The following is a 26,436-nucleotide window of genomic DNA, read 5'->3' on the forward strand; positions in this document are numbered from 1 at the left end:
GGCGCCTCCAGGGCTTTTCTCGCGAGCGCCAGCTCGTGATCGACCTGGGCCTGCCGCGCAACGTCGCCTCCGACGTCACCTCGGTCGCCGGCGTCGAGCACCGGCTCCTGGGTCGTCGTGCAGGTGATGACGATGTCGGCCGAGACCGCCTCGAGCGCGAGATCGGCGGCGGCGATGGGCCGGAGCGAGCGGCGGGCGGCGAAGCCCTCGGCGCGGCCGGAGGGGGAGTGCACGGCGATGTCCACCACTCCGCGGTCGCGCAGGGCCGCGACGGTCGCCCGCGCGTAGCTGCCGGTGCCGACGAGGAGAACGCGGGCGGCCCGCCAGTCGGTGACGCGGCTCGCGGCCAGGTCGAGCGCGAGACGCACGATCGAGCGGCCGGCGCTGCCGAGGCCGGTGCGGTTCTTGATGCCGCGCGAGGTCTGCGAGGCGCGCTGGAACAGCCGCTCGAGCTCGGAGGAGGTGGTGCCGAGGCGGCGCGCCTCCTCGAGGGACCGGCGGACCTGGCCCGCGATCTCGCCCTCGCCGACCACGACGGACTCGAGCCCGCTGGAGACGGCGAAGAGGTGCTCGGCCACCCGGTCGCCCGAGACGACGTCGACGCTCCCGCGCAGCTCGTCCTGCTCGACGCCGGTCGCGGCGCTGACGGCGGCGGTGGCGGCCTCGACGGCGACGGCCTGCGCGGCGGTCAGCGGCTCCTCGATGTCGAGATAGGCCTCGAAGCGGTTGCAGGTCGCGACGACGACGGCTCCGGAGACGAAGTCGATCCCCTCGGAGAGGGCCGCGGTCACGGCGGAGGAGTCGACGGAGAGCTTCTCGAGGAGATCGAAGCTGGCGTTCTTGTGCGACGCCGTCAGACACAGAAGCACCACATCAGTCTACCCGCGCTCTGCGGGGCGGGGTCCCGGACTGGGGAGGAATGCACGGATGCGCCTGGAATAATGCCGCGGTGACCTCCCCCACCGACGGCCTGCTCGATCCGCTGCACCCCCTCTCCGCCGGCCGCACGGCCGACTCGCTGCTCCTGCGCGCCTACCGCTCCGAGCGGGGCGAGAGGACGCCCGTCTGGTTCATGCGCCAGGCCGGCCGCAGCCTCCCGGAGTACCGGGCCCTGCGCACCGACACGAAGATGCTCGACGCCTGCCTCGACCCGGCGCTGGCGAGCGAGATCACCCTGCAGCCGGTGCGGCGCCACGGAGTGGACGCGGCCATCTTCTTCAGCGACATCGTGATCCCGCTGCGGCTCGCGGGCGTCGGCGTCGACATCGTCCCCGGGCGCGGTCCGGTGCTCGAGAAGCCGGTGCGCACGGCCGCCGACGTCGCCGAGCTCGCCTCGATCGACCCGTCCGTGCTCGACGAGACGCTCGAGCCCATCCGCGAGGGCGTGCGCCGCACCGTCGCGGGCCTCGGCGACACACCACTCATCGGCTTCGCCGGCGCTCCCTTCACCCTGGCCGCCTACCTGGTGGAGGGCGGCCCGTCCAAGGACCACCTGCGCGCGCGGACGATGATGCACGCCGACCCCGCCGCCTGGGCTCAGCTGATGGAGTGGACCGCCGAGGTCACCGGCCGCTTCCTCCGCGCGCAGGTGCTCGCAGGGGCCAGCGCCGCGCAGCTCTTCGACTCCTGGGCCGGGGCGCTCTCGCTCTCGGACTACACGACCCACGTCGCTCCCGCCTCCGCGCGCGCCCTCGTCCACGTGCGCGACCTCGCATTCGACCACGGGGAGACGCGCCGCAACGTCCCGATCGTGCACTTCGGCGTCGGCACCGGCGAGCTGCTCGGAGCGATGCACGGCATCGGCGCCGACGTGGTGGGCGTCGACTACCGGATCCCGCTCGACGAGGCCAACCACCGCCTCGGCGGCTTCGTGCCGGTGCAGGGCAACGTCGACCCGGCGCTGCTGACCGCGCCGTGGGAGGTCCTCGAGTCCCACGTCGACGACGTGCTCCGCCGGGGCCTGAGCGCCCCCGCGCACGTGCTCAACCTCGGCCACGGCGTGCCGCCCGAGACCGACCCCGACGTGCTCACGCGCCTCGTCGCGTTCGTGCACGCCTGGCGGCCGTGAGCGAGGAGCGCCCCCGCGACGCGGCGTCGTACGACGTCGCGGTCGTCGGCGGCGGAGTGGCGGGGCTCGCCGCCGCCGCGGAGTGCCTGCGCATCGGCCTGCGCGTCGTGGTGCTCGAGGCGGGGGAGCGGGTCGGCGGCTCCGTCTCTCCGCTCGCCCTGGCCGGAGCCGCGCTCGACGCGGGCGCCGAGAGCTTCGCCACCCGCGGCGGCCACGTCGAGCGGACGCTCGCCGCGCTGACCCTCGACGGCGTCCCGCTCGCCGAGTCGATCGTCGAGCCCCGGACGCACGGCTCGTGGCTGCACCTCTCGGGCGGCCGCTCCGTGCCGTCGCCCCGGGCCGGCATCCTCGGCATCCCCGGCACGCCGCTCGCCCCCGACGTCGTGCGGGCGATCGGCCGCCGCGGCGCCTGGCGCGCCTGGCTCGACACCCTGATGCCGGTGCTGCGCATCGGCCGCGCGCACTCCCTCGCCGAGCTGGTGCGCACCCGGATGGGCGAGCGCGTGCTCGAGGACCTGGTCGCGCCGGTCGTCTCCGGCGTCTACTCGAGCCGGCCGGACGACATCGACGTCGACCTGGCCGCACCCGGACTGAACGGCGCGCTCACCCGCGCGGGCTCCCTCGCCCGGGCCGTGGCCGCCCTCCGCGCGAACCTCCCGGCCGGAGTCGCGGTCCGCGGGCTCGAAGGCGGGATGCACCGCCTGGTCGCCGCGCTGGTCCAGCGGATCGACTACCTCTCCGGCGAGATCCGCACCGGCGCCTCCGTGCAGCGGCTCGAGGGCTCCGACGGGGACTTCGTCCTGACCCTCGCCGACGGCGCTCTGAGCGCCCGAGCGGTGATCGTCTCGACCCCGGAGCGCGACGCCCGGGCGCTGCTCGCCGGCCTCGCTCCCGCCGTCGCGGAGCGCGCCGACGAGGCGCCCCACGACTCCGTCGAGCTGGTGACCCTGGTCCTCGACGACGCCCGCCTGGACGCAGCCCCCCGCGGCTCCGGCGTGCTCGTGGCGCCCACCGCCACCGACGTCACGGCCAAGGCGATCACGCACGCGACCGCGAAGTGGGACTGGCTGGCCGCCTCCCTCCCTCCCGGCCGCCACGTGCTGCGCCTCTCCTACGGGCGCCCGGGCGAGCGCCCGCCGCTCGAGGGGCGCACCGATGCCGAGGCGGCCGCGATCGCCCTGCTCGACGCCTCGACGCTGCTCGGACTCGCCCTCGATCCGGCGTCGCTCGTCGACTCCGCCCGGGTGCGCTGGGCCAACGTCCGGCCCGCCGCGGCGCTGGGCCGCCGCGCGCACCTGGAGGCGTTCCGCGAGGCGCTCCTCCCGATCGAGGGAGTCGCTGTGACCGGCACCTGGATCGCGGGCACGGGCCTCGCCTCGGTGCTCCCGCACGCCGCCGAGACGGCCGCCCTTATCCGGCGCCGACTGGTGCGTCAAGGAGTCGGGCTGCCGAGCGACGCCCGCGACGCCGACGGCTACTCTTAGGCCCAGGCATCCGCGCGAGCGTGCGGCGTGCCCCGGCACGAGTGGTCACCGACCGCGTGGACGATCGCGAGAGCGACCCAGGACGAGGAGTAGGCGTGAAGGGCAAGATTCTTTTCGTGGCAGGAGCCGCAGCCGGGTACGTGCTGGGAGCACGTGCCGGCCGCAAGCGGTACGAGCAGATCGCCTCGGCGGCAGGCCGCTTCTGGCGGACCCAGCCGGTGCAGGACGTCGCGGGCGCCGTCGGCGGTGCCGCGAAGACCCAGCTGAGCAGCGTCTCGGACAAGGCGTACGAGGTCGTGCGCTCGGTGGTCATCAAGGCCGTGTCCGGCGGCAGGAAGGCCCAGGGAGCGAGCGACGCGGAGGCGTCGGCCGCCGCCCGCAAGGCGGCCTCGAAGGTCGACGAGGCCGCGGCGTCGGCCGGCTCCGGCGGGTCGACGACGTCCACCTCCACCAGCAGGGCCTAGTGCTCATCCCTCCGGCCGTGCCAGGCGCGCGCCGGCCGGCACGTCCCACCCTCGAGGAGCTCCCGTGGTGAACGAACGCAATCCCAAGAACGCCCGATCACTGGGAGAGCTGGTCAGCGACCTGCCCGGCCTCGTGATCGAGCTCGTCAAGGCCGAGGTCGCCTCGCTGAAGAACGAGCTGGCGGGCAAGGCGAAGAGCGCGGGTCTGGCCGTCGGCCTGTTCGCGGTCGCGGCCTTCCTCCTCCTGACCGCGTGGGCGACGCTGGTCGCCTTCGCGATCATCGGCATCGCCTCCTGGCTTCCGGCCTGGCTGTCGGCGCTGATCGTGACGGTCTTCTTCCTCCTGGTGGCCGTGATCCTCGCCCTCGTCGGCGTGCGCACCATCAAGAAGGCCGTGCCGCCGGTGCCGCAGGACTCGATCAACAGCATCAAGAAGGACGTCCAGGCGTTCAAGGGAGTGGGCAGCTATGACAACTGAGCGATCCGTCAGCAGCACCACGCCCCGCTTCGTCGACCCGGCGGAGCTGAAGCCCGGCCAGCTGAAGGCCGACATCGAGCGCGCTCGCTCCGAGCTCGCCGCGACCCTCGACGCGATCGAGTACAAGGTCAACGTGCCGCGCAAGGTGCGTACCGCCCAGCGGACGATCGAGCGCAAGCTCCAGGTGGTGCGCCGCCAGAACCCCTCCGCGCTGATCGCCGGAGCGGTCGGCGCCGCCGCCGCCGTGGGCCTCGTCGTCTGGGGCGTCGCGAAGCAGATCATCGAGGACTGAGTGCCGGAGGGCCCGGGGCGCTAGCGTCCCGGGCCCTCCGGCGCCAGAGCCCCCGCCGCTTTTGTGCATCGGCACGAGCGGAGGGATGATGGATCAATGACCGATCAGACCGCCGGCACGGCGGGTCCCGTTCAGTCCGCCCCCGACACGAGCGCCGCCGCTCCGGCGCCGCAGCCCCCCGCCGATCAGGATCACTCCGATCAGGCCCTGGGATACACGCTCTGGGCGGTTCTCCGCAGGGATCCCGCACGTCCGTTCACCCTCTCCAGCGACGCCGTGGATCCCGCTGTGAAGCAGTACGAGCACCTCGTCGCCCAGCTCGAGAGCGAGGGCGTGACCGTCCGCGGCACCTACGACGTCTCGGCCCTGCGCGCCGACGCCGACATCATGCTGTGGCTCACGGGCCCGGCGCCCGAGGAGCTGCAGCGGGCCTACCGCGAGCTGCGGCGCACGGAGCTGCTGGTCGGCCTCCTGCCGACGTGGAACGCGATGGGCGTGCACCGCGACGCCGAGTTCAGCTCGAACCACCTCCCCGCCTACATGCGCGGGAAGGCGCCGGCCCGCTGGCTCACGGTCTACCCCTTCGTCCGCTCCTACGAGTGGTACATCCTCCCCGAGGAGGAGCGCCGGGCGATGCTCGCCCAGCACGGGCGCCAGGGCTCGCGGTTCCGCTCCGTCCTGACCAACACGGTCGCCTCGTTCTCGCTCGGCGACTACGAGTGGATCCTCGCCCTCGAGGACGAGGAGCTCGTCAACCTCGTCGACCTCATGCGCGACCTGCGCGCCACCGAGGCCCGCCGCCACGTGCGCGAGGAAGTCCCCTTCTACACAGGCCGGCGCATCGACGCCGACCAGATCGCCGAGGTGCTCCGATGAGCGACACGACCAGCGAGCCGATCCTCGTCCGCGGGGCCACCCCCGCGGCGGCGTCCGGCCCCGAGCACGTCGAGGTCCCCGTGGCCTACGACGCGATCCTCCTCGCCGGCTTCGGCGGGCCCGAGGGTCAGGACGACGTCATCCCGTTCCTCCGCAACGTCACCCGCGGCCGCGGCATCCCGGAGGAGCGCCTCGAGGAGGTCGCCCACCACTACCGCCACTTCGGCGGCGTCAGCCCGATAAACGCGCAGAACCGCGCGTTGAAGAAGGCGCTCGAGGCCGAGCTCGCGAACCGCGGCATCGACCTCCCCGTGCTCTGGGGCAACCGCAACTGGGCGCCCTACATGAGCGAGGCCGTCGCCGAGGCGAAGGAGCGCGGGTTCACCAACCTGCTCGCCATCGCCACCAGCGCGTACTCCTCCTTCTCGTCCTGCAGGCAGTACCGCGAGGACTACGCGGCGGCGCTCGACGCGACCGGCCTCGAGGGCGAGCTGCGGATCGACAAGGTGCGCCAGTTCTTCGACCACCCCGGCTTCGTGATGCCGTTCATCAAGGCCGTCCACAACGGGCTCGACGAGCTGCGCGAGCGGATGCCCGACCTCGATGTCACGTCCGAGGTGGAGGTGCTGTTCTCGACGCACTCGATCCCCATGGCCGACGCCGAGCGCAGCGGACCCCACGAGCGCCACGACGACGGCACCGTCGTCGACGTGCACGAGTTCGGACCGGGCGGCGCCTACGAGGCGCAGCACCTCGCCGTCGCCGAGGTCGTCATGGCCGCCGCCACGGACGAGGACGTGCCCTGGCAGCTGGTCTACCAGTCGCGCTCCGGCCCGCCCACCCAGCCCTGGCTCGAGCCGGACATCAACGACGCCATCGCGGAGCTGCCGGCCCGCGGCCGCCGCGCGCTGCTGATCGTCCCGCTCGGCTTCGTGTCCGACCACATGGAGGTCATGTGGGACCTCGACAACGAGGCCCTCGAGACCTCGGAGGAGCACGGACTCGTCGCGCTCCGCGTCGCGACCCCCGGCACGGACCCGGTCTACGTCTCCGGCCTGATCGACCTGGTCCTCGAGCGCGTCAACGGCGTGCCGACCGAGGACCGGCCCTCGATGACGGCGCTCGGCCCCTGGTACGACGTCTGCCGCCCCGGCTGCTGCGAGAACGTGCGAGCGGGGTTCAAGCCCGCCCTGGCGGGAGTCGCACCGTGATGAGGAGTCGTCTGTCGTGAGCATCAGAGTCGGCACCCGCGCGAGCGCGCTCGCGGTGGCGCAGACCCGGATGACGGCCGATCTGATGTCGGCCGCCGCGGGGGTCCCCGTGGAGCTGGTGCGCATCGAGTCGGACGGCGACCGCATGCGCGGCTCGCTCGCCTCCCTCGGCGGCACCGGCGTGTTCGTCAGCGCCCTGCGCGACGCGCTGCTCGCCGGGCGCTGCGATGCGATCGTGCACTCGCTGAAGGACCTGCCCACCGCTCCGGTGGAGGGCCTGCTGCTCGGAGCGGTCCCCGAGCGGGAGGACCCGCGCGACGCGCTCTGCGCCCGCGACGGGCTCACCCTGGCGACCCTGCCGGTCGGAGCCCGCGTGGGCACGGGCTCGCCCCGTCGGCGCGCGGCGCTGCTGGCCGCCCGTCCGGACCTCGAGATCGTGGACATCCGCGGCAACATCGACACCAGGCTCCGGAGGGTGCTGCCCGGCAGCGACTCGCCGCTGGACGCGATCGTGCTCGCCCTGTCCGGCCTGCGCCGCCTCGGCCGGGTCGACGCGATCACCGAGGTGCTCGGCTTCGACGTCTCCCCGCACGCCCCCGGTCAGGGAGCGCTGGCCATCGAGGTGCGCGACGAGGAGCCGTCGGAGGAGCTGCGTGCCGCTCTCGCGGCGGTCGAGCACGTGCCGACCCGCGCGGCGATCACGGCCGAGCGGTCGCTCCTCGCCTCCCTCGAGGCCGGGTGCGCCGCTCCGATCGGAGCCTCCGCGGTCGTCGAGGAGGACCGCGTGGTCCTGCACGGCGTGGTCTTCGCCGTCGACGGCACGGCGTCCCTCGCACGAGAGGTCGCGGAGCCGGTCGATAACGGTTCGGTCGGCGGTGGTCGACACCGGGCGGATCCGCAGTATGGTGGTCGCGAACTGCCCGTCGTCGAAGCCGCGTTCCGTTGCGGCTCTCTGCTCGCTGACGCGCTTCTCGGTGCGGGTGCCGCCGAACTCGCACCCCTGGGAGCCCCTTCGTGATCGTCCCCGCCGCCTACTCCCAGTGGGAGAAGCCGTTGCAGGGGTGGCGCATCCTCGTCCCCCGCGGAGGCCCGTGGGGAGACGGTGTCGCCGCCGCTCTCCGTGCCAAGGGAGCCTCGCCCGTCGTCGCTCCGATGATCAACTTCGCGCCGACCGACGACTTCCCGGCGCTCGAGCAGGCCCTCGCCGACCTCGAGGCCGGCGCCTTCGACTGGATGACCGTCACGAGCGCCACCACGGTCGACGTCCTGTCCCTCCTGCGCACCACCGTGCCCGCCAGCACCAAGGTGGCGGCGGTCGGAGAGACCACGGCGGCCGCGCTCGTCGCCGCCGGCTACTCCGTCGACCTCGTCCCCTCCGAGGACAACTCCGCCCGCGGCCTCCTGGCCGAGTGGGAGGAGGCGACCGGCGGTCGGCACCCCCTGCGCGTGCTGACGCTGCGGTCCGAGATCGCCAAGCCGCTGCTCACCGAGGGCCTCACCCGCATCGGGCACGACGTGCGCTCCGTGGTCGCCTACCGCACGGTCGGCGTCCCGGTGGAGGAGCGCGTCGTGGCGGATGTCGCCGGCGGAGCCGTGCACGCGATCCTCGTCACCTCGGGCAGCGTCGCGGAGCAGGTCCAGAAGCAGCTCGGCCCGGTGCCCGAGTCGATCCTCGTCGCCGCGATCGGCCCGCAGACCGCGAAGGACGCCCGCGACTTCGGCCTGCGCGTCGACGTCGTCGCCGATGAGCGCTCGGCCTCCTCCCTCATCGACGCGGTCGCCGCCGTCGCCACGGAGCGCGCTCCCCGCTGAGCCGCCTCTCCGGCGCGACGTCGGCCGGGAGGGGCGGGCCTCGCCTCACAGGCCGGGTACCCGCCTCTCGGCTGACGTCCTGCGTCCGGAGCACCTCCACGGGGTGGGGCGTCCGCGCTCCCGGGGGGTGCTCGGCGGGGCGGGATTACGCTGGAGGACATGACTGCCATCCGCCCGCGCCGCCTCCGCACGACCCCCGCACTCCGCCGTCTCGTCCAGGAGACGCGCATCCACCCGGCGCAGCTGATCCTGCCCCTCTTCGTGGCCGAGGGGATCACCGAGGCCCGGCCGATCGGGTCGATGCCGGGGGTGATGCACCACTCGCTGGACAGCGTCCGCGGAGCGGTGACGGAGGCGGCCGAGGCGGGGATCGGCGGCGTGATGCTGTTCGGCGTGCCCACCACGCGCGACGCGGTCGGCTCCGGTGCGACCGACCCCGACGGCGTGCTCAACGCCGCGACGCGGGTCGTCGTGGAGGAGGTCGGCGACGCGCTGGTCGTGCAGACCGACCTGTGCCTGGACGAGTTCACCGACCACGGCCACTGCGGCGTGCTCGACGACCGCGGGCGCGTCGACAACGACGCCACGCTCCTCCGCTACGAGGAGATGGCGCTCGCCCAGGCCGAGGCCGGCTCCCACCTGCTCGGGCTCTCGGGGATGATGGACGGCCAGGTCGGAGCGATCCGCGCCGCTCTCGACGGCGCCGGGCACCTGGACACCGCGATCCTCGCGTACTCGGCGAAGTACGCCTCCAGCTTCTACGGTCCGTTCCGCGAGGCCGTGCAGTCCACGCTCGAGGGCGATCGCCGCACCTACCAGCAGGACCCGGCGAACCGCCGCGAGGGCCTGCGCGAGGCGACCCTCGACCTCGCCGAGGGTGCCGACGTGGTGATGGTGAAGCCCGCCATGAGCTATCTCGACGTGCTCTCGGACATCGCCTCCGTCTCGGACGTGCCGGTCTGGGCGTACCAGGTGTCGGGGGAGTACGCGATGATCGAGGCCGCCGCCGCGAACGGCTGGATCTCGCGCGAGCCGGCGATCCTGGAGTCGGTCACGGGGATCCTCCGCGCGGGGGCCGACGCGGTTCTCACGTACTGGGCCGTCGAGATCGCTCGAGACCTGCTGAAGTAGCCGCTCCTCCTCCTGGGAGCGAGCCTCGGCGTCTCGTCCGAAAGCGCTCCTCCGGCGCGAGGGCGCCGGGCGGCGCGCGTACCCTGGAGGGGTGACCACCTCGGCGAACGACACCCTGTACGAGCGTGCCCGGCACGCGATCCCCGGAGGCGTCAACTCGCCCGTCAGAGCGTTCCGCTCGGTCGGCGGGACCCCGCGCTTCATGGTCTCGGCCGCCGGCCCGTACATCACGGACGCGGACGGGCGCGAGTACGTCGACCTCGTCTGCTCCTGGGGCCCCGCCGTCCTCGGGCACGCGCACCCCGAGGTCGTCGCGGCGGTGCAGGAGGCGGCCGCCCGCGGTCTCTCGTTCGGCGCGTCCACTCCCGCCGAGACCGACCTCGCCGAGCTGGTCGAGGCGCGGATCACGGCCGGGGGAGTCTCGCCGATCGAGAAGCTCCGCCTGGTCTCCACCGGCACCGAGGCGACGATGACGGCGATCCGCCTCGCCCGCGGCGTCACCGGCCGCGACCTGCTGATCAAGTTCTCCGGCCACTACCACGGCCACTCCGACGGGCTGCTCGCCGATGCCGGCTCCGGTCTCGCGACTCTCTCGCTGCCCGCCTCCGCCGGCGTCACGGCCGCGACCGCGGCCCAGACGATCGTGCTGCCGTACAACGACCTCGAGGCGGTGCGCGCGGTCCTGGCCGAGCGCGGCGCCGACATCGCGGCGGTCATCACCGAGGCCGCGGCCGCCAACATGGGCGTCGTCGCTCCGGACCCGGGCTTCAACGCGGCCCTCGCCGAGCTCGTGCATGCGAACGGATCGCTGCTGATCATGGACGAGGTGCTGACCGGCTTCCGGGTGAGCGCCGGCGGCTGGTGGGGGCTCGAGAACCGCGGCGCCGAGGCTCCGTACCGGGCCGACCTCTACACCTTCGGCAAAGTCATCGGCGGAGGGATGCCGGTCGCGGCTCTCGGTGGCCGTGCGGACGTCATGGACCACCTGGCACCGCTCGGGCCGGTGTACCAGGCGGGCACCCTCTCCGGGAACCCGGTCGCGGTGGCCGCGGGCATCCGGACGCTGCAGCTGGCCGACGACGCGGTCTACGCCTCGCTGGACGCCACGGCGCTGACGCTCCAGCGCGAGGTGTCGGCGGCGCTGACGGCCGAGGGCGTCGCGCACACGGTGCAGACGGCCGGGAGCCTCTTCAGCTTCATGTTCACGGACCTGGGCCGGCCGGTGCGCGACTACGCCGAGGTCCAGGCGCAGGAGTCGTTCCGCTACCCGGCGTTCTTCCACGCGATGCTCGATGCGGGCGTCTCGCTGCCGCCGTCGGTGTACGAGGCCTGGTTCGTCTCGGCCGCGCACGACGACGCGGCGATCGGGCGCATCGTGGACGCGCTGCCGGCGGCGGCGAAGGCCGCGGCGGCCGCTCGGGCGTAGGCTCCCGGGCCGCCCGCGGATCAGGCGGGGGGCCCGCCGCGCCGGAGCTCCGGGCGGCGTACGTTCCGCGCGCCCGGCCGCCGGCGTGCGGCGACCGGACAGGGGCCCTCAGCCCCGGCGCGAGACCGACTTCGGCAGCACGAACACCAGCGCGAAGGCGGCGACCGCCATCAGGGTGCTGAGGAGCATTGCGGGAGCCGCGGCGTCGAGGAAGCCCGAGGCGACCGTGTCCGGACCCGTGATGACGAGGCTCCCGAACAGCACGCTGCCGATGACCGCGATGCCCACGGCCGAGCCGATGCGCTGGATCGCCGAGATCACGCCGCTCGCCGCGCCCGCGTCCTGCGGGTCGACGGTCGAGACGATGAACTGCACGTTCGGGGCGATGAAGAAGCCGTTGCCGAGGCCCGCGATCAGCAGCGGCGGCAGGAGCTGCCAGTTGCTGATCGAGTCCGGGGTCGCGGTCAGCAGCACCAGCCAGACCCAGCCGAGCCCGACGGCGAGGAGTCCGCTGCCCATCACCAGGACGTTGCGGCCCAGGCGCGCGGTCATCCGGTTGCTCTGCGAGGAGCTGATGATGCTGCCGATCGCGAAGGGGATCGACACCAGGCCCGACTCGAGCGCGGTGTGGCCGAGGCCCGACTGCCAGAGCAGCGAGATGGTGAAGAAGATGCTCGTGAAGGCCGCGAAGTAGACCAGCGCGAGGATCACGCCTCCGGTGAAGGCCGGGTGGCGGAACAGCGACGGCGGCACCAGGGGAGCGCGGCCGCGGCGGACGTGGAGGACCTCCCAGGCGCCGAACGCGGCGAGGAGCAGGACTCCGCCGGCGATCGAGAGGAAGGTCCACAGCGGCCAGCCCTCGTCCTCGCCCTGGATGAGCGGGACGAGCAGGGCGACCAGGCCGCCGGAGACGAGCACGAGGCCGAGCCAGTCGACGCCTCCGCTCGGGGCGCGGTCGCCGGCCTCGAGGTCGCGGCGGGCGGGGAGGAGGACCGCGGCGGCGATCAGGGTCGCGACGCCGATGGGCAGGTTCACCCAGAAGACCAGGCGCCAGCCGTTCTCGTCGCCGAAGGCCTGGATGATCAGGCCGCCGATGATCGGGCCGAGCGCCGACGAGACGCCGAGGACCGCGCCCATCACCGCGAAGGCCTTGCCGCGCGAGGGGCCGCGGAAGAGGAGCTGGATGTAGGCGTTGACCGCCGGGACGAAGACGCCGCCCGCCAGGCCCTGCACGATGCGGGCGATGACGAGCTGGGTGTCGTCCGCGGCCAGTCCGCACGCGAAGCTGGCGACGGTGAAGAGGGCGATGCCGCTGACGAAGACCCACTTGTGCCCGAAGCGGTCGCCGAGGCGGCCGGCGGGGATGAGGGCGAGGCCGAACGCGAGGGCGTAGCCGGAGATGATCCAGGAGAGCGTCGACTCGGAGGCGTCGAGCGTGGTGCGGATGGTGGGCAGCGCCACGTTCACGATGGTCGTGTCGAGCAGGGCGATGAACATGCCCGCGAGCAGGACGATCAGCGAGCGCCAGGCGCGCTTGTCGGGGGCGGGAGGGGCGCCGGTCGATCGGGCGGTCGACGTCTCGGTCATCGCAGGAGTGCCTTTCGAGCAGGGGGGGGGGAGGGGTCCGTCAGACCCGTTCGAGGGACGCGACCGGATGTGAATGCTCGCAGGAGAAACCGGGTTTCCGCACGCCGGGATCTGTGGGGGCCTTCAGACGGAGAGCTCGCCGCAGGCTCGCCTCGCAGGGCGTCAGCGGATGCGCGACTCCGCCAGACGGGCGCAGTCGATGCAGAGCTCGGCCGTGGGCCGGGCGGCGAGGCGGGCGGCCCCGATCGGGCGCCCGCACGAGGCGCAGTCCCCGTAGCCGCCGGTGCCGAGGCGGGCGCGAGCGGCGTCGAGCTCGCGCGCCGTGCGGGCGAGAGCGTCGCGGACTCCGGCCATCCGCGACCACTCGGCCGAGAGCGGCGTGCCCTCCGGGTCGTGCTCGTCATCGGCGGTGCCGTCGGCACGGTCGCGCAGGAGCTCGGCCAGCGAGGCCTCGAGCCGGGCCGCCTCGTCGCGCGTCTCGGCCTGCCGCTCGGCCAGCAGTGCGTCGAGGAGGCGCGCCTCGTCCGGATCCATCGGCATCCGACCATGCTGCCACCCACGCGGGCGGCGGGGCATCGTTGTGCGATCCGGCGCTGACCCGGCGGCGGGCGGCGGGGCAGACTAGAGGCATGCCCGTCGTGACCGTGCTCCCCGACCGCCTCGAACTCCGCCTCACCGCGGCCGAGCGACTGCTCGCGTTCCACCGCAGCGACGTCGTCGTCGACCGGTCGAGCATCCGCTCGGCGACGGTCACCGAGGACCCCTGGATCTGGGTGCGGGGCATCCGCGCGCCGGGCACCGCGGTGCCGCTCACGCTCGCGGCCGGCACGTGGAAGTTCCACGGCGGCAAGGACTTCCTGCTGATCAAGCGCACCGCCTCGGCCGTCGTGATCGACCTGGTCGACGAGGACTACTCCCGCCTGATCGTGAGCACCAAGCACGCTCCCGAGCTGATCGCGGCCCTCCAGCTGGGGACGACGACCGCGGCGATCCCCGTGATCGAGACCGACGACCTCGTGATCGTCCCCGAGGTCGCCGAGCAGGCGGAGCGGGCCCAGGCGGCCGCCGCGGAGAAGCGCGCGAAGAAGAAGGCGAAGGCGGCGGAGGCCGCGGCCGTGGCCGCGGAGGCGGCGGGTCCGGCGACGGTGGTCGAGGGCCGGGAGGCTGCGAGCGGCGGGAGCGCGGCGGCAGCGGCGACCGCGGCTCCGGAGGCGGACGGCGCCGCGGAGGACGTCGCGGCTCCGACGGAGTCAGCAGCGGGGGCCGCTCCGAAGAGCCCGAAGGCCACTCCGAAGGCCACTCCGAAGGCCGCTCCGAAGACGAGTGCTCGGACCGCCGCGAGCACGCCGGCCGGGTCCGGGGGATCCGCGCCCGTGGACGTCATCGGCTCCGAGCCGATCGAGTCCGCAGCCCCGGTGAAGCCCGCGGAGCCGAGGCCCGCCGAGCCGAAGCCCGCGGAGCCGAAGCCCGCCGAGCCGAAGTCCGCGGGATCGAAGCCCGCCGAGCCGAAGCCCGCCGGATCCGAGTCCGCCGAGCCCGCCCCCGCGAAGCCGGGGCCGGCCGCGAAGCCCGCGCCGAAGCCCCGCACGCCGGCGAAGCCCCGCGCCGCGCGCCCCGACTCCTCCGTCGGTCACGCGTCGGCCGAGCCGAGCGGCGCCACCGAGGCTGCGGAGTAGCGCACCGCCGCACGAGCAGCCGCCCCGCAGCGCCGGCCGGGGCGCCCCCTCCTCCACGCTCGAGGCGGGCGGACGCCCTCCGGCGAGGCCGAACCGTCAGGCGCGGACGTCCACCACAGTCCGACCGTGCGAGCGGCCGGCGAGCACGTCCTCGGCCGCGTCGACCGCCCCGCCGAGCGGCACCGTCGTCGTCAGCTCGTCGAGCAGCTCCAGGTCGAGGTCGTGAGCCAGGCGGCGCCAGGCCTCCTCGCGGAGCTTGCGCGGCGCCTCCACCGAGTTGATGCCGGCCAGCGTCACTCCGCGCAGGATGAACGGCATCACGCTCACCGGCAGGTCCGGCCCCTGCGCGAGACCGCATGCTGCCACGGACCCGCCCCACCGCGTCTGCGCGAGGGCGTTCGCGAGCGTGTGCGAGCCGGCGGAGTCCACCGCTCCCGCCCAGCGCTCGGACTGCAGCGGCTTCCCGCCCTCCTGCAGCTCGGCGCGGTCGATGACGTCGGAGGCGCCCAAGCGCTGGAGCAGAGCGCCGTGCTCGCCGAGCCGGCCGGTCGAGGCGACGACCTCGTGGCCCAGGCGCGCCAGGAGCGCGACGGCGAGCGACCCCACGCCTCCCGAGGCCCCCGTCACCAGGACGGGACCGCTGCCCGGCCGCACGCCGTGCCGCTCGAGCGCCAGCACGGCCAGCATCGCCGTGAAGCCCGCGGTGCCGATCGCTCCAGCCCGTGCCGCCGAGATCGCGCCGGGCAGCCGGAGCAGCGACGCGGAGTCGACACGCGCCCGCTCGGCGAGCCCGCCGTCGTGGCGCTCGCCGAGGCCGGCGCCGTTGAGCACCACCCGGTCGCCGGAGTCGAAGCGCTCGCCCGCCTCGCCGTCCGCGTACTCCACGGTGCCGACCAGGTCGATGCCGGCGACGAGCGGAGTGCGGCGAACGATCCCGGGCCGCCCCGCCAGCGCCAGGGCGTCCTTGTAGTTGACGCTCGAGTACTCGACGGCGATCGACACGTCGCCGTGCGAGCGGTCGGGGTCGTCGCGCTCGAGGAGGCGGGCTCGGTTGGGGGTGTCGGTGTCGGAGTCGGAGTGCCGCTCGACGACGATGGCTCGGTACATGGGCCCACGCTACGCCCGCGGGCCCGCGGCCGGGCGGTCAGTTCAGGGGCCGGGTGCCCTCGGGCAGCGATCCGCCGGAGTAGAGGGCGGCGGCCGCGTCCTGGAGCGCCGTCAGGGCGACGCGCTGCGTCCACGGACCGTAGGAGACGCGGGCCAGCCCGAGCTCCTCGAAGCGGGCGGGGGACTGGGATCCGGGGACGCCGATGACGCTGACGCGCTGCCGCCCGAGGGTGGCGACCAGGGACTCCAGCTCGGCGTCCTGGAGCAGCCCGGGGACGAAGAAGCAGGTGGCGCCGGCGTCGAGGTAGGCGCGGCCGCGCTCGACGGCGTCGGCCAGGACCTCATCGCGGTCGCGGTCGCCGGCGCGGAGGAGCACGTCCGTGCGGGCGTTGAGCGCGAAGGGCACCGCCTCCTCCTCGGCCGCGGCGACGGCCTTCTCGACCGCCCGCAGCGCCTCCGGGAGCGGCTTCGCCTGGTCCTCGAGGTTCGCGCCCACGACGCCGATCCCGATCGCGCGCCGGACCGTCTCGCCCGCGTCGCCGTAGCCCGCCTCGAGGTCGGCCGAGACCGGGACCTCGGCGGCGGCGACGATGCGCTCGATCATGCCGAGGTGCAGCTCCAGCGGGATCCGCTCGCCGTCCTCGTAGCCGAACGCCGCCGCGATGGAGTGGCTGGCGGTCGCGAGCGCCCGGGTCTCCGGGAGTGCGGCGACCGTGGTCGCGCTGATCACGTCCCAGACGTTCACCACCTGCAGCAGCTCGGGGGCGGTGTGGAGGTCGACGAGGGTGCGTCCGCGCGCTTCGATGCTCATGGCACGAGCGTAGGGCCCGCGTGCGCGGCGCAGGCCGCCGCATCGCAGTCCGCGCACACCACGAGCTGGGCGCGGCAGGAGAGGTCGGTGCAGTTGCGCATCCGGCTGGTCGGCGCGGCGCACGAGGTGCAGCGGCCGAGCACCTCGGCGTCGGGGGAGAAGGAGACGGAGCCGCGGCCGTCGAAGACGTACAGGGCCCCCTTCCACAGCCCGCGGTCGCGCCGCGCCTCGGCGTAGCGGACGACGCCGCCGTCGAGCTGGTACACCTCGCCGAAGCCGCGCGCCGTCATCAGGCTCGACAGCACCTCGCAGCGGATGCCGCCGGTGCAGTACGTGACGACGGGCCGGCCCTTGAGGTGGTCGTAGACGCCGGCGTCGAGCTGCTCGACGAACTCGCGGGTGCTGGAGACCCCCGGCACGATCGCCCCCTCGAACCGGCCGATCTCGGCTTCGAAGGCGTTGCGGCCGTCGAAGAGCACCACGTCGTCGCGCTCGGCGACCAGGGCGTCCAGCTGGTCCGGGTCGAGCCGCGGCGCCGTCCCGACGACCCCGTCGGCGTCGACCCGCAGCTCGTCGGGCGCGCCGAACGAGACGATCTCGTCGCGCACCTTCACCGAGAGACCGGGGAAGTCGAGGCTGCGGCCGTCGTCGTCGAGGCCGGAGCCGTCGCTCCACTTCACCTCGAGCCCGTGGAAGGCCGAGTGCTCACGGGTGCGGCGGACGTAGCGCTTCAGGGCGTCCATCCCGCCGCCCAGCGTGCCGTTCACCCCGTGCTCCGAGATCAGCAGGCGCCCGCGCAGGCTCAGCGACTCGCACAGCTCGCGCTGCCACAGCCGCACGGACTCGGGGTCGGCCAGCGGCACGAAGCGGTAGAACAGCAGGATCTTCGGCAGCACCGGCACATCCTACGAGGACGTCCGGACCGGGGCGCGGCGTGTGGCAGCATCGTCGGGTGCCCGACGCCTCCGCCCCCGTGCCGCACTCCCGCCTCGAGGACGTCTTCGGTCTCGTCACCGGTGCGTTCGTCGTGTCGCTCGGCCTCTACCTGCTGCGCGCGAGCCAGGCGGTCACGGGCGGCACCGCGGGTCTCGCACTGCTGCTGGGGTACCCGCTCGACATCCCGTTCGGCGTGATCCTCGTCACCGTCAACGTGCCGTTCCTCGCCCTCTCGCTGTGGAAGAAGGGCTGGCGCTTCACGCTGCGGACCATGTTCTCGATCGTGCTGGTCTCGGTCCTGGCGGGCCTGCACCCGCTGGCGTTCGGCGAGCTGCGGATCGAGCCCGTCTACGGCGTCCTCACGGGCGACGTGCTCGCGGGGATCGGCCTCCTGATCCTCTTCCGGCACGGGTCGAGCCTGGGCGGATTCAGCATCGTCGCCCTGATCGCGCAGGAGCGGCTCGGCTGGCGGGCGGGCTACGTGATGATGGCGCTCGACGCGTGCGTGGTCGCGGCCGCGCTGCTGGTGGTGCCTCCGCTGAACGTGCTGATCTCGGCGGCGGGAGTGGTGGTGCTCAACCTGGTCCTGGCGTTCAACCACCGGCCCGGGCGCTATCTCGGGTCCTGACCCCCTCCGCAAGCCCTTCGGCGCGCACCGCCGGGTTCCTAGGCTGAGGGCGCGGGCCCCCGCCCGCCCTTCCCGAACGGAGAAACCGGATGTCCGACTGGACCTACGACCCCTACGCCCGCCTCGGCGAGGTGCCGACCTTCGCGCTCGAGAGCGACGACATCGCCGACGGTGCGCCCCTGTCCGCCCGCCACTACGGCGAGGGCTCCGGCGGGGAGGACGTCTCGCCGCACCTGCGCTGGTCGGGAGCCCCCGCCGAGACGAAGAGCTTCGCCGTGACGGTGTTCGACCCCGACGCGCCCACCGGCTCCGGCTTCTGGCACTGGGCCGTCTACAACCTCCCGGCCGACACCACGGAGCTCCCCACGGGAGCCGGAGCCGCCGGCTTCGAGCTGCTCCCGGCGGGCGCGCAGACGCTGCCCAACGAGATGCGGCTGCGCCAGTTCGTCGGAGCGGCGCCGCCGGACCGCGAGCACCGCTACTTCTTCGTGGTGCACGCCCTCGACGTCGAGTCGCTCGACCTCGATCCGGAGTCGACGCCGGCGATCCTCGGCTTCAACGCGCACTTCCACACCCTCGCGCGGGCGCAGATCGTCGCCACGGCGACGCCGGACGGCGCGAAGGGCTGACCCGCTCCGCGGGGAGCGCGCGCTACCCGAAGAGGGTGCGCGCCTCCTCGTAGCGGGCGTCCGGGACCGTCTTGAGGGTGCCGAGCGCCTCGGCGAAGTCCACGTGGTAGATGTCGGTGCCGCGCAGGGCGACCATGCGGCCCCAGTGCTCGGCGACGACGGAGTCGATGGCGGCCATGCCCAGGCGGGTCGCGAGGACGCGGTCGAACGCGGTGGGCGTGCCTCCGCGCTGGATGTGGCCGAGCGTCGTGGCGCGGGTCTCGATGCCGGTGCGCTCCTCGATGAGCGGGGCCAGCAGCTCGCCGATGCCGCCGAGGCGGGGCCGGCCGAAGGCGTCGAGGCCGCGCTCGGAGTGGGCGTCGTCCATCGTGTCGAGCGAGAAGCCCTCGGCGACCACGACGAGCGGTGCGCGCCCGCGGTCCTGCGCGCTCTGCACCCACTCGACGATCTGGTTTAGGGAGGTGCGCTTCTCCGGGATGAGGATGACGTGGGCGCCCGCGGCCATGCCGGAGTGCAGGGCGATCCAGCCGACGTGGCGGCCCATGACCTCGGCGACCATGCAGCGGCCGTGCGAGTCGCCGGTGGTGCGGAGGCGGTCCATCGCGTCGGTCGCGATGCCGACGGCGGTGTCGAAGCCGAAGGTGTAGTCGGTGGCGCCGAGGTCGTTGTCGATGGTCTTGGGGACGCCGACGATCTTGAGGCCCGCGTCCGTGAGGCGCTTGGCCGCCGCCAGGGTGCCCTCGCCGCCGATCGCGATGATCGAGTCGATGCCGTTGCGGTCCATCATCTCGGCGATCTTCTCGGGGCCGCCGTTCTCGCCCTCGAAGGGGTTCGTCCGGCTGGTGCCGATGATCGTGCCGCCCTGCTTGGCGATTCCCTGGATCTCGGGGCGGCCCAGGGGCAGGAGGTCGCCGTCGACCACTCCGCGCCAGCCGTTCCGGAAGCCCACGAACTCCTGGTCGTAGACCTTGATGCCCTTGTAGACGGCACCGCGGATGACGGCGTTGAGGCCGGGGCAGTCGCCACCGGAGGTCAGGATCCCGATCTTCACCCGCTCAGGTTAGAGGACCCGGTGAACGGATGTGCACGCGGACGACGACGGGCCCCTCCTCGCCGCCTCGAGGAAGGGCCCGTCGTCGTGCTCTGTGCTGGTGGGACTAGGTCGTGACGAGCTCGCCGTTGACGCCGCGGGGGAAGAATCCGCCGGTGCGCGTGCCGGCCGCGGGGTTCAGGTACACGATGTTGAGGACCTGGCCCGGGGTGCGGCTGAACGCGATGGAGCTGCCGTCGGTCGGGACGATGTTCGCCTGGCCGTTGACCTTGACGCCCTGGTCGAGGTCGGTCTTGCCGTCGAGGCTGTCGCGCGCGTCGGAGAGCTTGTTCGCCGAGTCGGACAGGTCGGCGGCGTAGATCGCCGAGCGGATCGCGCCCGCGTGGTACGCCTCCACCGCGAGGATGCCGGCGGCCGCGTCGAGGTAGGTCTTCGACTGGATGAGCGGGGCGGCGCCCTTGTAGGCGGTCACTCCCACGTCCTCGAAGACGAAGGCGCCGAGCAGGAAGTTCGACTCGCTCGCGAACGGGTCGAACGACTGACCGGCCTTGATCAGCCCCGCCGCAACGGCGGCGGAGTTGAAGCTGTCCTTCAGGTTGATCGCCGGGCGGGCCACCTTCGCGGTGCCCAGCGCGGCCCGCAGGAACTGCACGTGGGCCTTCTCGTCGTTCGCGACCTCGGTGGCGAAGCTCTTCAGCCACGGGGTCTTGAAGTCGACGGGGCGGCCGCCGATGACGCCGCCGGGCGTGCCCTTGCCGGTCACGTCCGAGCCGCCGAGGCCGGTGCCGTAGACGGCGCGGAGGTAGAACTCGGCCTCGAGGTACTCGAGGTTGAGGGCGAAGTTGAGGATCGAGGCGTCGCTGGGGCCGCTGGCAGCGACCTCCTCGGCGGAGGCGGTGGGCGCGGCGAGGGCCGCGGCTCCGATGCCGAGGCCGGCGACGCCGGTGGCCTCGAAGAAGCGGCGACGGTCGAGAGCGGTCTCAGAGCTCTTGACGATCGCGTTGCGGATGAAGGTCGTGTCGAACATGTGCGCATCTCCAGTGTTAGGCGGGTGCCGGGCAGCTGGAGCGCCGCCGCGACAGCGCGAAGCTACGCCCGGGACCGACCTGCTGACCAGTGGAAACGGGCGATCGGATCCGCGCATGTGTTCACGCCGACTGAACCAATCCGCCGGGCGTGTCGCTCCGAACACGTCGTGGATGGGGGTTCTGCGGAGGAGCGTCCGATCCGGTGTCGGAGCCGCCGGTTAGCATCACTGCGTGTCGATCCCCGCCCCCGCTCCCGAGCCCTTCTGGGCGACGGTCTACGCGCCGTCGGAGCCCGTGAGCCTCGCGCTCACCCTCCGCACGCTGCTGCGGGGCTCGGGCGACCCGACCATGCTCCTCGACGCGTCCGGCTTCTGGCGGGCGTTCCGCACGCCGCTCGGCCCGGGCACGCTGCACCTGCGGCAGGCGGCGGACGGCGCGGTCCACGCGCGCGCCTGGGGCGGGGGAGCGGAGTGGCTGATCGACGCGGTCCCCGAGCTCCTCGGCCACGGCGACGACTGGAGCGGGCTCGACCTGTCGGCCCACGCGCCGCTCGCCGAGGTGCTCCGCCGCTCGTCGGGCCTGCGCCTCACGCGCGCGAACCTGGTGTTCGAGATGCTCGCGCCGTCGGTCCTCGAGCAGAAGGTCACGAGCACGGAGGCGTGGCGCGCCTACCGGGTGCTGGTGCGCCTCCACGGGGAGCCCGCCCCGGGGCCGGTCGCTCTGCACGTGGCTCCGAGCGCGCAGCAGTGGCGGCGCGTGCCCTCGTGGGACTGGCACCGCGCGGGAGTGGATCCGCGGCGCTCGCGGACCGTCCTCACCGCCGCGCTCGTCGCCTCCGGCCTCGAGCGGACCCTCGCGCTCGGGCGGGGCGGCGACGAGGTCGCCCGCCGGCTGCAGTCGGTGCCGGGGATCGGGCCGTGGACGGCGTCCGAGGTGATGATGCGCGCCCACGGAGATCCGGACGCGGTCAGCGTGGGCGACTACCACCTGGCCGCGGCCGTCGGCTTCGCGCTCACGGGCCGGCTCGGGGTCGACGACGACGGCATGCTCGAGCTCCTCGAGCCGTGGCGCGGGCACCGGCAGCGGGTCATCCGGCTGATCGGCTGCAGCGGAGCGAGGAAGCCGCGGCACGGCCCGCGGATGACCATCCAGGACCACCGCCGGCACTGATCCGCTCCTCCACAGGGGCGGCTCGCGGGCGAGTCGGCGCGACCACCGCGTCACGCCGCGTCCGGGCGGCGGGTCGGGCTTAGCCTCGGAGGATGCAGCAGTCGACGACCCCAGGTGTGCCCGGCAGCGACCCGGAGCGCGAGCCCGACGACGCGGCCGTGCGGAGCGGGGTCGACGCGACGATCGGTGGTCGGACGCCGGAGGGCGGCACGGGGTCGGACGACGAGGTCGAGGCCGGTGAGGCGCGCGACTCCGTGAGCGGGGCCGAGGTCGTGCCGGCGCCGGAGTCCGCGTCCGAGGACGTGGCCGAGCCTCAGGACGAGCAGGAGTCCGACGCTGAGGACGAGGACCTGCGCGAGCCCGGTGTTCAGGACGAGGACGAGGTCGTGCGCGACGCTCAGGACGAGGCCGTGAGCGAGCCCGATGCAGAGGACGAGGTCGTGCGCGACCCTGAGGACGAGGTCGTGCGCGGGCCCGACGCCGCGTCGGAGTCGGAGCACGCGGCGCCCGCCGCCGCCGAGCCCGAGGTCGACGACCGCCCGATGATCGAGCGCGTCGAGTCCCTGGTCCGCCGCTGGATCGCGCGCAGCGGCGAGTTCCCGGTCGAGCCCGCCGCCCAGCGGCTCGCGGGCGTGCTCCAGGACCCGAACGGACTCGACTTCACCGTCGGGTTCGTCGACGGCGTCGCCCGGCCCGAGGACCTCTCGGTCGCGGCCGAGAACCTCGCGGCGCTCACCGCGAAGACGCCCGCCTTCCTCCCCTCCTATCTGCGCGCCGCGATCAGCACCGGCGGCGCCGTCGGCCCCGTGCTGCCCTGGGTAGTCGTGCCCGCGGCCCGCCGGGTCCTCCGCCGCCTCGTCGGGCACCTCGTGGTCGACGCCTCGGAGGCGCGTCTCGGTGCGGCCGTCGCCGCGCTGCGCGAGGGCGGCGACCGGCTCAACCTCAACCTCCTCGGCGAGGCCGTGCTCGGCGAGCGCGAGGCCCGCCGGCGCCTCGAGGGGACCCTCCGCCTGCTCGAGCGGCCGGACGTCGACTACGTCAGCGTCAAGGTCTCGAGCGTCGTCAGCCAGCTGTCGATGTGGGCCTTCGAGGAGGAGGTCGACCGCGTCGTGGAGCGGCTCACCCCGCTCTACCAGGCCGCCGCGTCCGGAGCCGACCCCACCTTCATCAACCTCGACATGGAGGAGTACCGCGACCTCGACCTGACGGTCGCCGTGTTCCGGCGCCTCCTCGAGCAGCCGGGCATGCTCGACCTCGAGGCGGGCATCGTCCTGCAGGCCTACCTGCCCGACTCCGTCCGCGTGCTCGACGAGCTGACCGAGTGGGCGCAGGAGCGCCGGGCCCGCGGCGGAGCCCCGATCAAGGTGCGCGTCGTGAAGGGCGCGAACCTCGCGATGGAGCGGGTCGACGCGGCCCTGCACGACTGGCCGCTCGCGACCGTCGGCAGCAAGGTGGAGGCCGACACGAACTACAAGCGCCTGCTCGACCGGGCGCTGCGGCCGGAGCGCGTCGACGCGGTGCGCGTGGGCGTCGCCGGGCACAACCTCTTCGACCTCGCCTGGGCGTGGCTCACGGCGACCGAGCGCGGGGTGACCGGCGCGGTCGAGATCGAGATGCTGCTCGGGATGGCGACCGGGCAGGCGCGCGCCGTCCGCGAGGACGTGGGACGACTCCTCCTCTACACGCCCGTCGTGCACCCGCACGAGTTCGACGTGGCCATCTCGTACCTCATCCGCCGGCTCGAGGAGAACAGCAGCCCCGAGAACTTCCTCTCGGCCGCGTTCCGCCTCGACGACGAGGAGGTGCTGCAGCGGGAGCTCGGCCGCTTCCGCGCCTCGCTCGAGGCCCTCGACGACTCCGTCCCGCCGCCGAACCGCACGCAGGACCGCCTGCGGGAGTGGTCCTCCGGCTCCGGCCGCCGCCTCGTGCAGGAGCACGCCCGCGCCGGCGAGCGGGCGCAGGACCCGGCCGCCGCGGGCCTGACGCAGGCCGTCCTCGGCCTCAGCCGCGGCTCCGGTGCGGCCGCCGCGACCGCGGGCTTCCACAACGAGCCCGACACCGACCCCGCCCTCCCCGGCAACCGACGCTGGGCGCGCCTGATCACCGAGCGCATCGCCGGGTCGACCATCGGAGCGGGCACGGCCGACGCCGCACGCGTGAGCACCGAGGCGGAGCTCCAGGAGGTGCTGCGCGCGGTGTCCCGCCGCGCGGAGCGCTGGGGCGAGCGCCTGGGCTACGACCGAGCGGCCGTGCTCGACCGCGCCGGCCTCGTCCTCGCCGCGAACCGCGACCGCCTGATCGAGGTGATGGCCTCCGAGACCGGCAAGACGATCGCCGAGGCCGACCCCGAGGTCTCCGAGGCCATCGACTTCGCCCACTACTACGCCACCCGCGCCCGCGAGCTCGACGCCGTCACCGGGGCCACCTTCGTCCCCGCGCGGGTCACCGTCGTCGCTCCGCCGTGGAACTTCCCGGTCGCCATCCCGGCCGGATCGATCCTCGCGGCGCTCGCCGCCGGCTCCGGAGTCGTGGTGAAGCCGGCGCCCCAGGCCCGCCGCTCGGCGGCTGTGCTCGTCGAGGCGCTCTGGGACGCGGGCGTCCCGCAGGAGCTCCTCGCCCTGGTCGACCTCGACGAGGAGGAGCTGGGACGGGCGCTGATCACCGACCCCCTCGTGGACCGCGTGCTGCTCACCGGCTCCTACGAGACCGCCCGCCTCTTCCGCTCCTGGCGGCCCGGCCTCGCACTGCAGGCCGAGACCAGCGGCAAGAACGCGATCATCGTCACTCCCCACGCCGACTACGACCTCGCCGTCGCCGACATCGTCCGCAGCGCCTTCGGGCACGCGGGCCAGAAGTGCTCCGCCGCCTCCCTGGTGATCCTGGTCGGCTCGGTCGCCCGCTCCAAGCGCTTCCGCGCCCAGCTGGTCGACGCCGTCACGTCGCTCCGCGTCGGCCGGCCCGACGACCCGTCGGCGGTGATGGGGCCGCTCATCGAGGAGCCCACCGGCAAGCTCCTGCACGCGCTCACCACGCTCGGCGGAGGCGAGTCGTGGCTCGTCGAGCCGCAGCGCCTCGACGAGAGCGGCACGCTCTGGTCGCCCGGGATCCGCGAGGGCGTCACCGAGGACAGCTACGTCCACCTCACCGAGTTCTTCGGCCCGGTGCTGGGGATCATGCACGCGGCGACCCTCGAGGACGCCGTCCGGATGCAGAACGGCACCGAGTACGGGCTCACTGCCGGGCTCCACTCCCTGCACGCCGACGAGCTCGCCCTCTGGATCGACTCGGTCGAGGCGGGCAACCTCTACGTCAACCGGGGCATCACCGGAGCCATCGTCCGGCGCCAGCCCTTCGGCGGCTGGAAGCGCTCGTCCGTCGGCGGCGGCGCGAAGGCGGGCGGACCCAACCACCTCATCGGCCTCGGCTCCTGGAAGCCCTCGCCCGCGCGCTCCTCCTCGACGCTGCACCTGCGCGGCCTCGACGACCGCGCGCGCCAGTTCATCGAGGCGGCCCAGTCCTCGCTCCGGTTCGAGCAGTTCGACCTGCTCCGCCGCTCCGCACTCTCCGACCAGCTCGCCTGGGCGACCGAGTTCGGAGTCGTCACCGACATCTCGAAGGTCGGCGTCGAGCGCAACCTGTTCCGCTACCTCCGCGTGCCGATCGCGCTGCGCCTGGCCGACGGCGGCGACCTCGGAGAGCTCCTCCGCGTCATCGCCGCCGGTCTGCTGACCCGCTCCCGGATGGACATCTCCACGTCCCTCCCGCTCCCGCCGCGGGTCCAGGAGATGCTCGGCGGCGACGAGCTCGCCGAGATGGCGGGCCTCGTCCCGCGCATCGTCGTCGAGACCGACGCCCAGTGGCTCGAGCGCGCCGCGGCCGGCCGCATCACGGCGCCGCGCATCCGCATCATCGGCGACATCGTCTCCGACCGCGTCGACGGTTACGCGGGCCCGCAGGCCCCCGGCAGCCCGACGCACGGACAGCAGGCCGTCGTCCGCCGATCGTACGACTCGACCGGCTCCTTCACCGACGTCGTCGCCGGCATGACCCGCGGCAGCACGGGCACGCCGGTCCCGCTCACCCGCGCCGACGGATCCCGCGTCCCCCTCGCGACCGCCCTCGCCGAAGCCCTCGGCGGCGCCCTCGACACCGCCGTCTACGCCGACCCGGTCACCCCCGCCGGCCGCGTCGAACTGCTGCCCTTCCTCCGCGAGCAGGCGATCTCGATCACGAACCACCGCTTCGGCAACCCGATCGATCTGAGCGACGACGTGCTGTGAGTTGAATTCCACGCCCGTCCCTGACGGGCGTGGCGCGGTCGGCTTGGCGACGGGGTGCGTTCTGAGGAGCGGGGGGCGTTCGGCTACAGCGATCCGCTCGCACGCGGATCGCTGGTTCGCCTCGGGGGCGGTGCTCGCGGGGATGGTGTGGATTCTGTGTGGCGCGGTCGGCTTCGCGACGGGGTGCGTTCTGAGGAGCGGGGGGCGTTCGGCTACAGCGATCCGCTGGTACGCGGATCGCTGGTTCGCCTCGGGGGCGGTGCTTGCGGGGATGGTATGGATCGGGCTGGC

The 26,436-nt window shown here is 73.8% G+C and carries 24 protein-coding genes; 16 read left to right on the forward strand and 8 right to left on the reverse strand.

Translation table 11 applies throughout. The features are described 5' to 3' along the window. Positions 1-869 (reverse strand): glutamyl-tRNA reductase (locus C5D04_RS02335; protein ID WP_104347168.1); only part of this gene is annotated, 869 nt, incomplete at its 3' end. 50 nt (positions 870-919) lie between these two features. On the opposite strand from C5D04_RS02335, the gene hemE reads away from it, so the two are divergent. The 11 genes from hemE (at position 920) to hemL (ending at position 11,242) form a co-directional block, all read left to right on the forward strand. Next, a complete protein-coding gene (gene hemE / locus C5D04_RS02340) occupies positions 920-2,068 on the forward strand; it encodes a uroporphyrinogen decarboxylase (RefSeq protein WP_104222882.1) in 1,149 nt (382 codons plus the stop codon). After that, positions 2,065-3,552: an NAD(P)/FAD-dependent oxidoreductase gene (locus C5D04_RS02345; RefSeq protein WP_258068818.1), complete on the forward strand. Its 1,488-nt coding sequence runs from the start codon at positions 2,065-2,067 to the stop codon at positions 3,550-3,552. The genes hemE and C5D04_RS02345 overlap by 4 nt, the downstream gene beginning before the upstream one ends. A gap of 95 nt (positions 3,553-3,647) precedes the next feature. Continuing rightward, positions 3,648-4,016 carry a hypothetical protein gene (locus tag C5D04_RS02350; protein ID WP_146085379.1) on the forward strand — a complete coding sequence of 123 codons (369 nt, stop codon included), beginning with the start codon at positions 3,648-3,650 and terminating at the stop codon, positions 4,014-4,016. 67 nt (positions 4,017-4,083) lie between these two features. Further along, positions 4,084-4,494 (forward strand): phage holin family protein, encoded by a 411-nt coding sequence (locus C5D04_RS02355; protein ID WP_258062864.1) that lies wholly within the window; start codon positions 4,084-4,086, stop codon positions 4,492-4,494. After that, on the forward strand, positions 4,484-4,786 hold the full coding sequence (locus C5D04_RS02360; RefSeq protein ID WP_104222879.1) for a DUF3618 domain-containing protein: 303 nt from the start codon (positions 4,484-4,486) through the stop codon (positions 4,784-4,786). Before C5D04_RS02355 ends, C5D04_RS02360 begins: the two co-directional genes overlap by 11 nt. 96 nt (positions 4,787-4,882) lie before the next feature. Further along, complete coding sequence (gene hemQ / locus C5D04_RS02365) at positions 4,883-5,662, forward strand: hydrogen peroxide-dependent heme synthase (protein WP_104222878.1); 780 nt, start codon at positions 4,883-4,885, stop codon at positions 5,660-5,662. Beyond that, positions 5,659-6,873, forward strand: a complete 1,215-nt coding sequence (locus C5D04_RS02370) for a ferrochelatase (protein ID WP_104222877.1) — start codon at positions 5,659-5,661, stop codon at positions 6,871-6,873. Before hemQ ends, C5D04_RS02370 begins: the two co-directional genes overlap by 4 nt. A 16-nt stretch (positions 6,874-6,889) precedes the next feature. Further along, complete coding sequence (gene hemC, locus C5D04_RS02375; RefSeq protein WP_104249903.1) at positions 6,890-7,891, forward strand: hydroxymethylbilane synthase; 1,002 nt, start codon at positions 6,890-6,892, stop codon at positions 7,889-7,891. Further along, on the forward strand, positions 7,891-8,685 hold the full coding sequence (locus C5D04_RS02380; RefSeq protein WP_104295301.1) for a uroporphyrinogen-III synthase: 795 nt from the start codon (positions 7,891-7,893) through the stop codon (positions 8,683-8,685). Before hemC ends, C5D04_RS02380 begins: the two co-directional genes overlap by 1 nt. 159 nt (positions 8,686-8,844) lie before the next feature. Beyond that, complete coding sequence (gene hemB / locus C5D04_RS02385; protein WP_104347169.1) at positions 8,845-9,816, forward strand: porphobilinogen synthase; 972 nt, start codon at positions 8,845-8,847, stop codon at positions 9,814-9,816. A 91-nt stretch (positions 9,817-9,907) separates the two neighbouring features. Beyond that, positions 9,908-11,242: a glutamate-1-semialdehyde 2,1-aminomutase gene (gene hemL / locus C5D04_RS02390; RefSeq protein WP_104246920.1), complete on the forward strand. Its 1,335-nt coding sequence runs from the start codon at positions 9,908-9,910 to the stop codon at positions 11,240-11,242. A gap of 108 nt (positions 11,243-11,350) precedes the next feature. On the opposite strand, the gene C5D04_RS02395 is transcribed toward hemL, so the two are convergent. Both C5D04_RS02395 and C5D04_RS02400 read right to left on the reverse strand, forming a co-directional pair. Then, the gene (locus C5D04_RS02395) at positions 11,351-12,829 is read right to left on the reverse strand and encodes an MFS transporter (protein WP_104257675.1); all 1,479 of its coding nucleotides are present in this window, start codon (positions 12,827-12,829) and stop codon (positions 11,351-11,353) included. A gap of 162 nt (positions 12,830-12,991) precedes the next feature. After that, positions 12,992-13,369, reverse strand: a complete 378-nt coding sequence (locus tag C5D04_RS02400) for a TraR/DksA family transcriptional regulator (protein ID WP_258060010.1) — start codon at positions 13,367-13,369, stop codon at positions 12,992-12,994. Between the two features lie 89 nt (positions 13,370-13,458). Between C5D04_RS02400 and C5D04_RS18810 the strand changes: the two genes are divergently transcribed. Then, a complete protein-coding gene (locus C5D04_RS18810) occupies positions 13,459-14,505 on the forward strand; it encodes a hypothetical protein (protein ID WP_308471765.1) in 1,047 nt (348 codons plus the stop codon). Between the two features lie 96 nt (positions 14,506-14,601). Here the strand turns inward: C5D04_RS18810 and C5D04_RS02410 are convergent, their stop codons facing one another. From C5D04_RS02410 to C5D04_RS02420, 3 genes are read right to left on the reverse strand one after another with little or no spacing between them, the layout of a single operon-like run. Continuing rightward, complete coding sequence (locus tag C5D04_RS02410; protein ID WP_104347170.1) at positions 14,602-15,612, reverse strand: MDR family oxidoreductase; 1,011 nt, start codon at positions 15,610-15,612, stop codon at positions 14,602-14,604. Positions 15,613-15,649: 37 nt separating this feature from the next. Further along, entirely contained in the window at positions 15,650-16,423 is a 774-nt protein-coding gene (locus C5D04_RS02415; protein WP_104347171.1) for an isocitrate lyase/phosphoenolpyruvate mutase family protein, read from the reverse strand. Continuing rightward, positions 16,420-17,319 carry a rhodanese-related sulfurtransferase gene (locus tag C5D04_RS02420; protein WP_104347172.1) on the reverse strand — a complete coding sequence of 300 codons (900 nt, stop codon included), beginning with the start codon at positions 17,317-17,319 and terminating at the stop codon, positions 16,420-16,422. The genes C5D04_RS02415 and C5D04_RS02420 overlap by 4 nt, the downstream gene beginning before the upstream one ends. A 56-nt stretch (positions 17,320-17,375) precedes the next feature. Here C5D04_RS02420 and C5D04_RS02425 point away from each other — a divergent pair, with 56 nt between their 5' ends. Further along, a complete protein-coding gene (locus tag C5D04_RS02425) occupies positions 17,376-17,987 on the forward strand; it encodes a YitT family protein (RefSeq protein WP_244230588.1) in 612 nt (203 codons plus the stop codon). An 89-nt stretch (positions 17,988-18,076) separates the two neighbouring features. Further along, positions 18,077-18,616: a YbhB/YbcL family Raf kinase inhibitor-like protein gene (locus C5D04_RS02430; protein WP_104222867.1), complete on the forward strand. Its 540-nt coding sequence runs from the start codon at positions 18,077-18,079 to the stop codon at positions 18,614-18,616. Between the two features lie 22 nt (positions 18,617-18,638). Here the strand turns inward: C5D04_RS02430 and C5D04_RS02435 are convergent, their stop codons facing one another. Together C5D04_RS02435 and C5D04_RS02440 are read right to left on the reverse strand one after the other, a co-directional pair. Further along, positions 18,639-19,667 carry a 6-phosphofructokinase gene (locus tag C5D04_RS02435; protein ID WP_104226151.1) on the reverse strand — a complete coding sequence of 343 codons (1,029 nt, stop codon included), beginning with the start codon at positions 19,665-19,667 and terminating at the stop codon, positions 18,639-18,641. Between the two features lie 106 nt (positions 19,668-19,773). Next, on the reverse strand, positions 19,774-20,694 hold the full coding sequence (locus C5D04_RS02440; RefSeq protein ID WP_104222865.1) for a ferritin-like domain-containing protein: 921 nt from the start codon (positions 20,692-20,694) through the stop codon (positions 19,774-19,776). Between the two features lie 232 nt (positions 20,695-20,926). On the opposite strand from C5D04_RS02440, the gene C5D04_RS02445 reads away from it, so the two are divergent. Further along, complete coding sequence (locus tag C5D04_RS02445; protein WP_258068819.1) at positions 20,927-21,865, forward strand: DNA-3-methyladenine glycosylase; 939 nt, start codon at positions 20,927-20,929, stop codon at positions 21,863-21,865. Positions 21,866-22,407: 542 nt separating this feature from the next. Further along, complete coding sequence (locus C5D04_RS02450) at positions 22,408-26,145, forward strand: proline dehydrogenase family protein (RefSeq protein ID WP_104257692.1); 3,738 nt, start codon at positions 22,408-22,410, stop codon at positions 26,143-26,145. The last annotated feature ends 291 nt before the right edge of the window (positions 26,146-26,436 follow it).

The organism is Rathayibacter sp. AY1D2 (genome assembly GCF_002932695.1).
Taxonomy (GTDB): domain Bacteria; phylum Actinomycetota; class Actinomycetes; order Actinomycetales; family Microbacteriaceae; genus Rathayibacter.

Coding starts and splice junctions, on each gene's coding strand:
- C5D04_RS02410 (WP_104347170.1), bottom strand. CDS start 15,612: ATGTACCGAGCCATCGTCGTCGAGCGGCACTCCGACTCCGACACCGAC.
- C5D04_RS02440 (WP_104222865.1), bottom strand. CDS start 20,694: ATGTTCGACACGACCTTCATCCGCAACGCGATCGTCAAGAGCTCTGAG.
- C5D04_RS02400 (WP_258060010.1), bottom strand. CDS start 13,369: ATGCCGATGGATCCGGACGAGGCGCGCCTCCTCGACGCACTGCTGGCC.
- C5D04_RS02360 (WP_104222879.1), top strand. CDS start 4,484: ATGACAACTGAGCGATCCGTCAGCAGCACCACGCCCCGCTTCGTCGAC.
- hemB (WP_104347169.1), top strand. CDS start 8,845: ATGACTGCCATCCGCCCGCGCCGCCTCCGCACGACCCCCGCACTCCGC.
- C5D04_RS02415 (WP_104347171.1), bottom strand. CDS start 16,423: ATGAGCATCGAAGCGCGCGGACGCACCCTCGTCGACCTCCACACCGCC.
- C5D04_RS02395 (WP_104257675.1), bottom strand. CDS start 12,829: ATGACCGAGACGTCGACCGCCCGATCGACCGGCGCCCCTCCCGCCCCC.
- C5D04_RS02430 (WP_104222867.1), top strand. CDS start 18,077: ATGTCCGACTGGACCTACGACCCCTACGCCCGCCTCGGCGAGGTGCCG.
- hemE (WP_104222882.1), top strand. CDS start 920: ATGCACGGATGCGCCTGGAATAATGCCGCGGTGACCTCCCCCACCGAC.
- C5D04_RS18810 (WP_308471765.1), top strand. CDS start 13,459: ATGCCCGTCGTGACCGTGCTCCCCGACCGCCTCGAACTCCGCCTCACC.
- C5D04_RS02370 (WP_104222877.1), top strand. CDS start 5,659: ATGAGCGACACGACCAGCGAGCCGATCCTCGTCCGCGGGGCCACCCCC.
- C5D04_RS02450 (WP_104257692.1), top strand. CDS start 22,408: ATGATCGAGCGCGTCGAGTCCCTGGTCCGCCGCTGGATCGCGCGCAGC.
- hemQ (WP_104222878.1), top strand. CDS start 4,883: ATGACCGATCAGACCGCCGGCACGGCGGGTCCCGTTCAGTCCGCCCCC.